Source organism: Collimonas silvisoli (assembly GCF_018305005.1).
In the GTDB taxonomy this organism is placed as follows: domain Bacteria; phylum Pseudomonadota; class Gammaproteobacteria; order Burkholderiales; family Burkholderiaceae_D; genus Collimonas; species Collimonas silvisoli.
In genome coordinates this window covers 1-10,460 of the sequence record NZ_JAGQEG010000140.1, presented here as the reverse complement: position 1 = coordinate 10,460, position 10,460 = coordinate 1, and the positions used below count along the sequence as shown (strand labels likewise).

The 10,460-nt window shown below is 58.5% G+C and carries 10 protein-coding genes; 5 read left to right on the top strand and 5 right to left on the bottom strand.

Annotation, left to right across the window (positions count from 1 at the left end; genetic code table 11):
* Nucleotides 1-201: 201 nt before the first annotated feature.
* From KHU33_RS24300 to KHU33_RS24285, 4 genes are all read left to right on the top strand, one after another.
* Nucleotides 202-1,317 (top strand): Re/Si-specific NAD(P)(+) transhydrogenase subunit alpha, encoded by a 1,116-nt coding sequence (locus tag KHU33_RS24300; protein WP_211467810.1) that lies wholly within the window; start codon nucleotides 202-204, stop codon nucleotides 1,315-1,317.
* Nucleotides 1,318-1,535: 218 nt separating this feature from the next.
* Nucleotides 1,536-1,898 carry an aspartate 1-decarboxylase gene (panD, locus tag KHU33_RS24295; protein WP_211467808.1) on the top strand — a complete coding sequence of 121 codons (363 nt, stop codon included), beginning with the start codon at nucleotides 1,536-1,538 and terminating at the stop codon, nucleotides 1,896-1,898.
* Between the two features lie 58 nt (nucleotides 1,899-1,956).
* Entirely contained in the window at nucleotides 1,957-2,283 is a 327-nt protein-coding gene (locus tag KHU33_RS24290) for an NAD(P) transhydrogenase subunit alpha (RefSeq protein WP_211467806.1), read from the top strand.
* Nucleotides 2,280-3,716, top strand: coding sequence for an NAD(P)(+) transhydrogenase (Re/Si-specific) subunit beta (locus KHU33_RS24285; RefSeq protein ID WP_211467803.1), 1,437 nt, complete (start codon nucleotides 2,280-2,282; stop codon nucleotides 3,714-3,716). The genes KHU33_RS24290 and KHU33_RS24285 overlap by 4 nt, the downstream gene beginning before the upstream one ends.
* A gap of 82 nt (nucleotides 3,717-3,798) precedes the next feature.
* Here KHU33_RS24285 and KHU33_RS24280 read toward each other — a convergent pair whose 3' ends face one another.
* The 5 genes from KHU33_RS24280 to KHU33_RS24260 are packed head-to-tail and all read right to left on the bottom strand — an operon-like array spanning nucleotide 3,799 to nucleotide 8,766.
* Nucleotides 3,799-4,983, bottom strand: a complete 1,185-nt coding sequence (locus KHU33_RS24280; RefSeq protein ID WP_211467801.1) for a UbiH/UbiF/VisC/COQ6 family ubiquinone biosynthesis hydroxylase — start codon at nucleotides 4,981-4,983, stop codon at nucleotides 3,799-3,801.
* Nucleotides 4,980-5,612, bottom strand: a complete 633-nt coding sequence (locus KHU33_RS24275; protein ID WP_211467799.1) for an HAD family hydrolase — start codon at nucleotides 5,610-5,612, stop codon at nucleotides 4,980-4,982. Before KHU33_RS24275 ends, KHU33_RS24280 begins: the two co-directional genes overlap by 4 nt.
* Nucleotides 5,609-6,949 (bottom strand): Xaa-Pro aminopeptidase, encoded by a 1,341-nt coding sequence (gene pepP / locus KHU33_RS24270; protein ID WP_211467797.1) that lies wholly within the window; start codon nucleotides 6,947-6,949, stop codon nucleotides 5,609-5,611. Before pepP ends, KHU33_RS24275 begins: the two co-directional genes overlap by 4 nt.
* A gap of 51 nt (nucleotides 6,950-7,000) precedes the next feature.
* Complete coding sequence (gene murU, locus KHU33_RS24265; protein WP_211467795.1) at nucleotides 7,001-7,708, bottom strand: N-acetylmuramate alpha-1-phosphate uridylyltransferase MurU; 708 nt, start codon at nucleotides 7,706-7,708, stop codon at nucleotides 7,001-7,003.
* Between the two features lie 20 nt (nucleotides 7,709-7,728).
* The gene (locus KHU33_RS24260; protein WP_211467793.1) at nucleotides 7,729-8,766 is read right to left on the bottom strand and encodes an aminoglycoside phosphotransferase family protein; all 1,038 of its coding nucleotides are present in this window, start codon (nucleotides 8,764-8,766) and stop codon (nucleotides 7,729-7,731) included.
* A 155-nt stretch (nucleotides 8,767-8,921) separates the two neighbouring features.
* Between KHU33_RS24260 and KHU33_RS24255 the strand changes: the two genes are divergently transcribed.
* Nucleotides 8,922-10,460, top strand: a 1,539-nt coding sequence (locus tag KHU33_RS24255; RefSeq protein ID WP_329956121.1) for an LPS-assembly protein LptD, incomplete at its 3' end; no start/stop codon positions are given.

Genomic DNA, 10,460 nt, shown 5'->3' with positions numbered 1-10,460 from the left:
CCAGCGCACGTTTTGTTTTGAACGCATCTCCCAAATCATATGTCAACACGCCCTAGCACAAGAGACGATGTGATTGTAGTCATAGTCGCAACAAGGGATTAATTTTAGGATAAATAACCTACATCAAGACCTATGGTTGTTGGGCCGCAATTTTTCCGTGTAAGATTCCGGGGAGATTCTTAACACTAATGGGAGAAGTACATGAAAATCGGCATCCCCGCCGAGACGCGGCCTGGCGAAACCCGGGTTGCAGCGACTCCGGAGACAGTAAAGAAGCTGGTGGCAGCCAAACATCAGGTGCTGGTGCAGTCTGGTGCAGGCATTTCGTCCAGTATTCCCGACGCAGCCTACGCGGCTGCAGGCGCCGAGATAGTCACAGCCGCCGCGGCATTCGGCGTGGAAACCGTGCTCAAAGTGCGTTCTCCCAGCGCTGACGAGCTGACCTTGCTGAAAAGCGGTACGGTCGTGGTCGGCATGCTGAATCCTTTTGATGCCGACAATATTGCTGTTATGGCAAGCTGCGGCCTGACCGCATTTGCGCTGGAAGCGGCGCCGCGCACTTCGCGCGCGCAATCGATGGATGTGCTGTCGTCGCAAGCCAATATCGCCGGCTATAAGGCGGTGCTGATGGCCGCTAATACGTATCAGCGCTTCATGCCGATGCTGATGACCGCCGCCGGCACCGTCAAGGCGGCGCGCATGCTGATCATGGGTGCCGGGGTGGCCGGTTTGCAGGCGATCGCCACCGCCAAGCGTCTCGGCGCAGTGATCGAGGCCTCCGATGTGCGGCCCGCGGTGAAGGAGCAGATCGAGTCGCTGGGTGCGAAATTCCTGGACGTGCCTTTCATTACCGATGAAGAAAGAGAAATCGCCCAGGGCATCGGTGGTTATGCGCGGCCGATGCCGGCCGACTGGATGAGGCGCCAGGCCGAACTGGTGCACGAGCGCGCCAAGCAAGCCGACATCATCATCACCACCGCCCTGATCCCTGGCCGCAAAGCACCTGTGCTGATCAGCGAAGACACCGTCAGGGCGATGAAGCCGGGTTCGGTGATTCTCGATATGGCGGTCGACCAGGGCGGCAATTGCCCCTTGTCGGAAAGCGGCAAGACCGTCATCAAGCACGGCGTGCACATCATCGGCGAAGGCAATCTGGCGGCGCTGGTGGCGGCTGATGCCTCGGCGCTGTATGCGCGCAACCTGCTCGATTTCCTCAAGCTGATCATCAATGCCGAAGGCGGCCTGGTGATTAATCGCGAGGACGATATCGTTGTCGGCACTTTGTTGTGCAGCGGTGGCGAAGTGCTGCGCAAATAAGGGCGCCTCTAAAAACCTACTGCGCGACTCAATCTCTGGCCTGCGATGCTCGCTGTACCTCCGTACAGCTGCGCTTCTCGACCAGACAATTGAACCAAGTCAGTGCAGCTGAGGCTACGGTTCTTAGAGGCCCCCTAGTTCTGATTAATGATTTAATTAATAGCTGTAAAGGGGCGTCTGACTGCGGTCGGATGCCTCGTAAACTGGAGAAACAAGATATGCAACGTATCATGCTGCGCGCAAAAATTCATCGCGCAACCGTTACCCAAGCCGACCTGCACTACGAAGGTTCTTGCGGGATAGATGAAGATTTGCTGGAAGCGGCCGACATCCGCGAGTTTGAAAAGATTGAGCTGTACAACGTCAACAACGGCCAGCGCTTTTCGACTTACGCTATCCGCGGCAAACGCGGCAGCGGCGAAATTTCACTGAACGGCGCCGCTGCACGTTGCGCCCATCTGGGCGACCTGCTGATCATTTGTACTTATGCTCCGCTTTCCGATGAGGAGGCGCGCAGCTATGTGCCGAAAGTGGTGTTTGTCGACGACAACAACAGGATTACCGGCCTGAAGAAAATCTAAGGCGAATTTAAATTAGCCGCGCATATCAGTAGCGCTGTCCTTCTATCAAGGGGAAACCATGGAAGTCACGCACACCATCACCAATCTGATCATCTTCGTACTGGCGATCTACGTCGGTTACCACGTGGTCTGGACCGTCACACCGGCCTTGCATACGCCGCTGATGGCGGTCACCAACGCCATTTCCGCCATTATCATCATCGGCGCCATGCTGGCGGCCGGCTTGACCGAAGGCATGGTCGGCCAAGTTACCGGCACGCTGGCGGTGGCGCTGGCGGCTGTCAACGTATTCGGCGGCTTTCTGGTGACGCAGCGCATGCTGGAAATGTTCAAGAAAAAAGAGCCGAAGGCAAAGCCGGCTGCTAAAGAAGGAGCCCAGCAATGAGCATGAATCTGGTGACGATGTTGTACCTGATTGCCTCGGTCTGTTTCATCCAGGCGCTCAAGGGTTTGTCGCATCCGACTTCGGCGCGGCGCGGCAATGTATTCGGCATGGCTGGCATGGCGATTGCCGTGGTGACGACGATTGCCTTGATCGTCAAACTGAAGGCTGAATCGCAAGGAGCCGGCCTCGGCTTCTGGCTGGTGGCCGGCGGCGTGGTGGCGGGCGGCAGCATCGGCGCCTTCCTGGCGAAACGCGTCGAGATGACCAAGATGCCGGAACTGGTGGCGGCGATGCACTCGCTGATCGGTCTGGCGGCGGTGTGTATCGCAGTTGCCGCGGTATCGGAACCTTGGGCTTTCGGCATCGCCGCCCACGGCGAGGCGCTGCCGGCCGGTAACCGCATCGAACTGTTCATCGGCACCTTCGTCGGCGCGATTACCTTCTCCGGTTCGGTGATTGCATTCGGCAAGTTGTCGGGCAAATACAAGTTCCGCCTGTTTCAGGGCGCGCCGGTCAGCTTCAGAGGACAGCACTTCATCAACCTGTTGCTGGCCGTGGCGATGCTAGGGCTGGGGTTGATCTTTGTGCTGACCCAGTCCTGGCTGCCCTTCATCCTGATGACCCTCATCGCGTTTGCGCTAGGTGTGTTGATCATTATCCCGATCGGCGGCGCCGACATGCCGGTGGTGGTGTCGATGCTCAACAGCTATTCGGGCTGGGCTGCAGCGGGTATCGGCTTTTCGCTCAACAACGCGATGCTGATCATCGCCGGTTCGCTGGTCGGCTCCTCCGGTGCGATCCTGTCCTACATCATGTGCAAGGCGATGAACCGTTCCTTTTTCAACGTGATTCTGGGCGGATTCGGCGGCGATCCCGCTGCTGCGATCACTAACGGCGATCAGCAGCAACGCCCGGTGAAATCCGGCTCCGCCGACGATGCATCGTTCCTGCTGGGGAATGCCGAAACCGTCATCATCGTTCCCGGCTACGGCCTGGCGGTGGCGCGCGCGCAGCATGCATTGATGGAACTGGCCGAGAAACTGTCGCACAAGGGCGTCACCGTCAAGTTCGCGATCCACCCGGTGGCAGGGCGCATGCCGGGCCACATGAACGTGTTGCTGGCGGAGGCCGAAGTGCCGTACGACCAGGTATTCGAGATGGAAGACATCAACAGCGAATTCGCCCAGGCCGACGTGGTGCTGGTATTGGGCGCCAACGACGTGGTCAATCCGGCTGCCAAGGATCCGAAGTCATCGATTGCCGGCATGCCGATTCTGGAAGCCTACAAGGCCAAGACCGTCATCGTCAACAAGCGTTCCATGGCCTCCGGCTATGCCGGTCTGGACAACGAGTTGTTCTACATGGACAAGACCATGATGGTGTTTGGCGATGCCAAGAAGGTGATTGAAGATATGGCGAAGGCGGTTGAGTGATTGAGTAAGCGTTGACCATTCCCATGAAAAACCGCGCCAGGTAAAACTGGCGCGGTTTTTTATTGTGCGAGTGAAGCCAAATCTAGCGCCGTCCAAACATCATCTGTTGTGCCAGCAAGCGTTTGGCCGGTTTCACAATATCAACCAGTCCTAACGACAAACCGAGCAGGGTTTGCGATAGGGCGCCGTCGGGCGCGCTGGCGAAAATCCGCGCCATGACATCGGTCAGGTGGATCGTCAAACTGCGGTCTGACTGTCGGGCGGCGGCAAACCGTTGCAGGGTGTCCGGTGTTATGTCGCTGGCCAGCAAACGCGCCAGCACCGCAGCATCGCGCAAGCCCAGATTCAATCCCTGGCCGGCAACCGGGTGCAAGGTTTGCGCGGCGTTGCCAATCGCCACGGTTCTGAGCGTAGCTGCCGGACGTGCATTCAAGCCCAGCGGAAAGCTGTTGCGTTTCGACGTTTTGAGAAAACGTCCAAGCCGGCCGCCAAAGGCCTGTGTCAATGCCGCTAGGAATGCCGCGTCATCCAGCGCCAGCAGTTGGCTTGCCGTCGTGGGGCGCACGCACCATACCAAGGCGTAGTTGTGGCCGTGCGCATCGTCCTGCGGCAGCAGCGCCAGCGGTCCCTGATCGGTGAAGCGTTCGAAGGCGCGGTGTGCAATCGGTGCGCTGCTCTGGATATGGGCGACGATGCCGACTTGCTGGTAATCGCGTTGCAGCGACTTGTCGTCTTGGGCGCCGAATAGGCCGCCTTCAGCTTGCACCAGCAATTTGCTGCGTAAAGAACAGGAACGGGAACGGCCATCCGACAATTGCAATTCCACACAATCGTCTTGTTCAGTGCTGGCGCTGACCTGGACCGGCCGCAGCAAGTGGATGCCGGCCAAAGCCGGCAGCGCCGCTAAAGCCGTTACCAAGGTGCCGTAGCGCGTCACATAACCAAGCGCCGGCAGCTGGAATTCCTCGCGCTGGATCAGGGTCCGGCCGAAATGCGCGCGGCGCGACACATGGATCTGATGGATCGCGGTGGCGGCAATCGGCCAGGCGCCGATCTCTTGCAGGATCTGGCGGCTGCCGTAGGAGAGCGCCAGAGAACGCGGGTCTTGCCGCGCCTGTTCGACTGTCTTGGCGTCGATCAGCGCGATGCGCGCCGCTGCCACGCCGCGTTTTATCAGCAACGCAGCCAGGCTCAGGCCGACCGGGCCGGCGCCGCAGATAGCGATGTCGACTTCGCTCTGGAACTGCTGATCGGCGCTCTTGCTCATGCTGGCAAACCCCATGCGCGCAATTGCGCTGCGGTTAACTCCGGCGAGGTGTGATGGATGGTGCGCCAGCCGAGTGCGCGCGCCGCATCGACGTTTCTGAGGACATCGTCGATGAACACCAGCTGTTGCGGTTGCGCATCAGGATAATGCTTGCGTATCCGCTCCAGCATGCGTTGGTATATGCGCGCATCCGGCTTGATCAGTTTTTCATCGCCGGAAACCAGCACATCCTTGAACCGCTGCAGGAACGGATAGTGGTTCCAGGCGTAGGGGAAAGTTTCGCCCGACCAGTTGGTCAAGGCATACAGCGGCACGCCAGCCGTTTCCAGCGCCTCGAAAATCGCCACGCCTTCGGCCAGCGTACCACCTATCATTTCGGTCCAGCGCGCGTAGAAAGCGGTGATCAGCGGCGCATGATCCGGATGCTGGGCGCAGAGGATGGCGGTTGCCTCGCTCAGCGGCCGGCCGGCGTCTTGCTGCAGATTCCACTCGCCGCTACAGATGTTGGCTAGGAACCACTTGCGCTCGGTTTCATCGGCGATCAGCTTGCGGAACAGATAATCCGGGTTCCAGTCGATCAGAACGCCGCCGAGATCGAACACGACAATGGTGGGAGTAACGTTTGTCATTTGCGCATCAAGGCTTCGATCTCGGCCACCGCTGTCGGGACGTCGCTGGTCAGGTTATGGTTGCCGTCAGCGGTGACCAGGATGTCGTCTTCGATGCGGATGCCGATATTCCAATACTGTTCCGGCACCCCCTCGGCCGGCCGCACGTAGATGCCAGGTTCGACCGTGGTGACCATGCCCGGCTGCAGTTTGCGCCACGGCTTTTGCTGGCCTTCCGCAGCGGCTTCACCGGGTTCACGATAAGCGCCGACGTCGTGCACGTCAAGACCGATCCAGTGGCCGGTGCTGTGCATGTAGAACTGGCGATAGTCGCCTTTGGCAATCACGTCGTCGACTGTGCCGAGTTTGTTTTTATCCAGCAGGCCGGTATCCAGCATGCCCTGCGCCAGCACCCGCAGCGCCGCATTGTGGCCGTCGATGAAGCGCTGTCCCGGCCGGGTTGCGGCTATCGCTGCGTGCTGTGCCGCCAGCACGATTTCATACAAGGTTTTTTGCGGACCCGTGAAGACGCCGTTGGCTGGAAATGTACGGGTGATGTCGGAGGCGTAGCTTTCGAATTCACAACCGGCGTCGATCAGCACCAGGTCACCGTCTTTCAGTTCGGTGTTGCCGGCGCGGTAGTGCAGTACGCAGGCGTTGGCGCCGGTGGCGACGATAGAGGTATACGCGGGCGATTCCGCGCCCTGGGTGCGGAACTCATGCAGCAATTCGGCTTCCAGATGGTATTCGCGCAAGCCGGGGCGGGCCAGGCGCATGGCGCGGCTATGGGCGCCGGCGGCGATTTGCCCGGAGCGTTGCATGATCGCGTGTTCTGTTGCGTCTTTAAACAGGCGCATTTCTGCCAGCAGCGGATCCAGGCTATGGATGGTGGCCGGCGCACTGACGCCAATCCGGGCCTGGCCGCTGAGCTGGTTGAGCCAGCCTTGCAATTGGCTGTCGCGATTGGCTTGTTTGCCTAGCGAGTAAAAAATCGCCGGCGCATCGGCCAGCAGTTTCGGCATTTCGGCATCGATGGCGTCGATCGCGAACGCGGCGTCGAAACCGAGCTGCTCGCGCGCAGCGTCAGGGCCGAAGCGATAGCCGTCCCAGATCTCCCGCTCCAGGTTTTTTGCGCGGCAAAACAAAATAGCCTTCGGGTCCTTGCTGGCGACCAGCACAATCACTGCGTCCGGTTCGGTAAAGCCGGACAGGTAATAGAAGCTGCTGTCGTGGCGGTAGGGGAAATCGGAATCGGCGTTGCGGGCGGCTTCGGGCGCGGTCGAGATAATGGCGACGCCGCCACCCATGGCCTGCATTTGCGCAATCAGTTTGCTGCGGCGTGTGCTGTAAGGAGTCATGCTGGCGTCTTTCTGGAATAGGTTGATTTGCGGCTGCTTATCCGTTGCCGATTACAGCGGCGCGTTCAGTTGATTCAGGCGTTCGATGGTGCCGACGTCGGTCCATTCGCCACGATACACTTCGCCGCCGATCTGGCCGCGCGCCGCGTATTCGCGCAGCAAGGTCACCAGCTTTTCCGATTGCCCGGGGCTGACGGCGTCGAACATCGATGGCCGGTAAACGCCGATGCCGGAGAAGGTGTAGGTATGACCGGGTTCGCCATCGTTGCTGACGGAAAAACTGTGCAGGCCGAAATCGCCCTGCGGATGATGCGCCGGATTTCTTACCAGGTAGAGCCAGGCGTTGTCGCGCTGGTCCAGCGCATACGGCTGGCCCCAGACGTCCTTGTCTTCCAGCGTATTCTTGACTTGTTCAAAGTCGAAATGCGGGCAGTAGACGTCGCCGGCAAGCGCCACGAACGGCTCCTCGCCGAGCAGATGGCGGGCGTTGGCGATGCCGCCCGCGGTTTCCAGCGCCACGGCTTCCGGCGAGTAGGTGATGGTCGCGCCGAATTTGCTGCCGTCGCCCAAAGCATCTTCAATCATTTGCCCCAGATGGGCGTGATTGATGACGATGTCGGTAATGCCGGCGCGTACCAGGTTGACGATGTGCCAGACGATCAACGGCCGGCCGCGCACCTTGAGCAAGGGTTTGGGAGTAATGTCGGTCAGCGGGCGCATGCGCTCGCCGCGGCCGGCGGCAAAAATCATTGCTTTCATGGATTTTTTTCTGGTTGCAATTAGAACGTATAGCCGACCTGCACCGCTTTGTCTTCCAGCTTGTCCAGCAAGCGTACCAGCGGAATCAGTTCACGGTAGCGCAGCGCTGTCTTGCGGACGTATTCCATGACCAGCGGGATGTCTTTCAGATAGGCTTCCTTGCCATCGCGGTGATACAGGCGCGCGAACAGGCCGAGTATTTTGAGATGGCGTTGCAGTCCCATGTATTCGAAATCGCGGTAGAAGGCGTCGATGTCCGGACGGACCGGCAGGCCGGCGCGTTTGGCGCGCTCCCAGTAGCGGATCATCCAGTCGAGTACCTGCGCCTCGTCCCACTGGATGTAGACATCGCGCAGCAGCGAGACGATATCGTAGGTGATCGGTCCGAACAGCGCGCCCTGGAAATCCAGCACGCCGGGATTACCGGTTGGCAGCACCATCAGGTTGCGCGAGTGATAATCGCGGTGGACAAACACCTGCGGCTGCGCCAGGTTGTTGGCGAGGATGGCGTCGAACACCTGGTTCAAGTCCGTGGTTTGCTGGTCGGTTAGCGTCGCTTTGAGATGTTTGCCGAGATACCATTCCGGGAATATTTGCAATTCTCGCAATAAAAAAGCACGGTCGTATTCGGGCAGCACGTCTGGCTGGCTTTTAGTTTGCAGCAATACCAGGGCGTCGATGGCGTCCATGTACAGTTTTGGCGCGCTGTCGTTATTCAATTGCTGCAGATAGGTTGTGGAGCCCAGATCGGACAGCAGCAGAAAGCCGCGTTCGACGTCTTGCGCCAGAATTTCTGGCACCGACAGGCCGATGCCGGCAAACAGCCGGGCAATTTCGATGAATGGCCGCACATCTTCTTGCGGCGGCGGCGCATCCATCACGATCAGGGTTCCGCCATCGGCTGCATCGATTCTGAAATAACGCCGGAAACTGGCGTCGGCGGAGGCTGGGCGGAGCGTTGCAGGCAGGGTGGGAACGGTGCTAAGCGCAGTTAGCCATTCGACAATTTGGGTCTGGCGCAGATCGGGCAGGGCAGGGGCAGACGGTGACAAAGGCATTGAGCAATCCAGTAATACGGTTATCGGTAGTGAGTTCCCATATAATAAGGGATTAATTTCAAAAAATCGCCTGCTATGGTGTTTGCCAAATTCATTTCATGACCCGGTCCTCCTCAGCGCTCCCTAAGCAATTCCAGCCACGTTCAGGCCGTGCCGTGCCCCAATTGCCTGCTTTGCGGCGCATGACCGTCCTGGTGGCCTCGGTCGTCGCGGCGGCTACCATGCCAATGTGGGTGTGGGCGCAAGCGACCGATGCCGTCGTGCCAACCGTTCCCGCCACCCAAGGCGCCAGGCCGCCGCGTGTCAACGACACCAATGCGCCGACCACGGTGGAGGCCGAGCAGATGACTGGCCGCCCCGATCGGCTAATCAATCTGGATAACGATGTCGATCTGACGCGCGGGCAAACCGAGGTCAAGTCCAATAAGGCCATTTACCGGATTGTCGAAAACGAGGTGGAAGCCCACGGTTGCGTGCGCATGAATCGCTATGGCGATAAATACACCGGCGACGATCTCAAGCTGAATATGGATTCCGGGCAGGGTTTCCTGACCAATCCGACTTACTGGTTTCAAGCCAATGACGGTCACGGCAGCGCCGAACGCATCGATTTTATCGATGAAGACAAGGCGAAGATCATCACTGGCACTTACACTACCTGCCCCGGCACCAAACCGGACTGGTATATCAAGTCGAGTACGCTGGATGTCGATAGCGGCCTGGGGGAAGGGACGGCCCACAACGGCGTTCTTTACTTCAAGAGCGTGCCCATTCTTGGTTCGCCGATCCTGTCCTTTCCTTTGTCGAACGACCGCCAGTCCGGGGTGTTGCCACCGATTATAGGGACCACCAACAACGGTGGTTTTGAGTTCAATCTTCCTTATTATTTCAACATCGCCCCTAATCGCGATTTGACGGTATACCCCAATATCATCACCCAGCGTGGCCTGCAAATGGGAGCAGATGCCCGCTATATAGGGGATGGTTATAGTGGTCAAACCAAGGTTGAGTACTTGCCTGACGACAGGCTGACCAAGACCAACCGTTACGCCGTGCAGTCGATCCATACACAGACGCTGATGCCTGGCCTGACCATGGGCTGGAATGTTAACTTTGCCTCGGACGATCATTATCCTGACGATTTTTCGCGTTCGATTACTCAGAGTGGAGCGCGGGTATTGAATCGTGAGTTCGATTTGAACTATAGCGGTTCGTTCTGGAACGTGGCAGCGCTGGCCTCGCGCTATCAGGTATTACAGGATTTTGATGCAAAAGGAAATCCGACGCTGAGCCGTCCTTACGATCGTTTGCCGCAAGTGACCTTAACTGCCGGCAAACAGGATATCTATGGTTTTGACTGGACCGTGAACGCGCAATACACACGCTTCAGAAATAGCCAATACGATTTTCCGTCAGGCAGCGGCACCTTGCAAAGCAGCAGCACCTTGCTGCCATTGGGCGGCGATCGCATCTACATCAACCCGCAGCTTTCTTACCCGATCATTCGCCCCGGTTATTTCATCACGCCCAAGATTCAGCTGGATGCAACCTCGTATAACATCTCACCGAATAAATTTGGCATACCGAATTCAGTTCCAGCGGATCAAACCCCGCTGGGGAATAGCTATAGCCGGGTGCTGCCGACTTTTTCGCTCGATAGCGGTTTGATTTTCGAGCGCGACGCAAAGTTTTTT